The following is a 1,023-nucleotide window of genomic DNA, read 5'->3' as shown; positions in this document are numbered from 1 at the left end:
CCGACGGGCGGGGACGGTAGACTGGGGGCGCCCGTCCGCCCGCGACTCTTGGAGCCGTCATGCCCACCATCGTCGTCGACGTCATGCCCAAGCCCGAACTGCTCGACCCGCAGGGCAAGGCCGTCTCCGGCGCCTTCGCCCGTCTCGGCGTCGAGGGCTTCACCGACGTCCGCATCGGCAAGCGCTTCGAGCTCACCGTCGAGGGCGAGGTCACCGACGAGGTCCTCGCCGAGGCCCGTCGGATCGCCGACGAGGTGCTCTCCAACTCCGTGATCGAAGACGTCGTCGGCATCGAGGTCGCGGAGTGACCATCCGCATCGGGGTCATCACCTTCCCCGGCTCGCTCGACGACCGCGACGCGCAGCGCGCCGTCCGCATCGCCGGCGCCGAGCCCGTCGCTCTGTGGCACGGCTCGCACGACCTCGAGGGCGTCGATGCGCTCGTCCTCCCGGGCGGCTTCAGCTACGGCGACTACCTGCGCGCCGGCGCGATCGCCGCGCTCTCGCCGATCATGTCCGAGGTGAAGGATGCCGCCGCCAAAGGCATGCCCGTGCTCGGCATCTGCAACGGCTTCCAGATGCTCGTCGAGGCGCACCTGCTGCCCGGCGGACTGATCCGCAACAACCACCAGCACTTCGTGCGCCGCGACCAGCGACTCACGGTCGAGAACTCCGACACCGCCTGGACGAACGCGTTCCGCAGCGGCCAGGAGATCGTCATCCCGCTCAAGAACGCCGACGGCGGCTACATCGCCGACGAGCAGACCCTCGACCGCATCGAGGGCGAAGGTCTCGTGGCGTTCCGCTACGCCGGCGTGAACCCGAACGGGTCGCTGCGCGACATCGCCGGTGTCACGAACGAAGCGGGCAACGTGGTCGGCCTCATGCCGCACCCCGAGCACGCCACCGAAGCCGGCTTCGGCCCCGACACCGCAGCCGCCATGCGCAGCGGAGTCGACGGACTCGACTTCTTCACGAGCGCCATCGCCGCCGTCGCCCGCGTCGCCGCGTAACTCACGACGAA

2 protein-coding genes are annotated in these 1,023 nt (G+C 70.2%); both read left to right on the top strand.

Features of this window, described 5'->3' with window-relative positions; all coding sequences use genetic code 11:
- Window positions 1-59 precede the first annotated feature (59 nt).
- Complete coding sequence (purS, locus tag ACNPM4_RS05535; protein ID WP_017204254.1) at window positions 60-308, top strand: phosphoribosylformylglycinamidine synthase subunit PurS; 249 nt, start codon at window positions 60-62, stop codon at window positions 306-308.
- Window positions 305-1,012: a phosphoribosylformylglycinamidine synthase subunit PurQ gene (purQ, locus tag ACNPM4_RS05530; RefSeq protein WP_029263066.1), complete on the top strand. Its 708-nt coding sequence runs from the start codon at window positions 305-307 to the stop codon at window positions 1,010-1,012. The genes purS and purQ overlap by 4 nt, the downstream gene beginning before the upstream one ends.
- Window positions 1,013-1,023 lie beyond the last annotated feature (11 nt).

It is taken from the genome of Microbacterium umsixpiens (genome assembly GCF_053543675.1).
Note: the sequence above shows the minus strand (reverse complement) of the source record. Positions and strands in the feature narration are given on the sequence as shown.

What these genes read in the sequence shown, in the direction of transcription:
- purS (WP_017204254.1), top strand. Translation starts at nt 60, where the DNA reads ATGCCCACCATCGTCGTCGACGTCATGCCCAAGCCCGAACTGCTCGAC.